Origin of the sequence: Bacillus sp. AFS023182 (genome assembly GCF_002560575.1) — a bacterium.
Lineage (GTDB): Bacteria > Bacillota > Bacilli > Bacillales > Bacillaceae_G > Bacillus_A > Bacillus_A arachidis.
The window spans coordinates 1-619 of record NZ_NTRO01000184.1; the positions used below are offsets into that span (position 1 = coordinate 1).

The window sequence follows — 619 nt, forward strand, 5'->3', positions numbered from 1 at the left end:
AAAGTTTTTGCACCAGAACCTTTTAACCCCGTCCTAAATTTAGAACGGGGTTATGCTTGTTTTAGGTTTTAAAATTAAATAGCTTTATTGTCTTTTTACAATTTCAAAGCTACAATAAGGATTAAAGTTATGTCCTTAAAGGTATACTTTTACAGACGAGTTGAAGGGCTCACTTAAGACTACATACAAGAAATCTAAAACGTACATTTTTAGGACATAGTTTCTAGAGTGAGTTTTTGGGGAAGTTTCCAGCAAAAAAACAGCGAAAATTAATTAATATCAGATCGTTCAGAAAATATTCGTTTTTGAGAGGTGATAGCTACAACAATTAAATAGAGAAGTATGATATATTTGAAAAAGCGCCCTGTTTACAGGGCGCTTCACTTTTACCTAGTGACTAATATTAGCACTTGGATATAATGTCGTTCCTCCAATTGAAACTTTAATTTCATTTGTTAATGGAACATTTTGTTCATTAATAATTGTTCTCCACCATTCCCATGCAAGACCTGTACATTCTCTTGCTACGACTTTTACATTTTTTGAATTCGGCGGAAGTGGTATGACTGTATTAAAATGAGCAGTTCTGTCTCTGCCGTTTCCTTCCCAAGTTTTATGG

The 619-nt window shown here is 33.6% G+C and carries 1 protein-coding gene; it reads right to left on the reverse strand.

What is annotated here, in order from left to right; all coding sequences use genetic code 11:
• Nucleotides 1–390 precede the first annotated feature (390 nt).
• On the reverse strand, nucleotides 391–619 hold a 229-nt coding region (locus CN288_RS28115; protein ID WP_303745786.1), incomplete at its 5' end, for a thiol-activated cytolysin C-terminal domain-containing protein.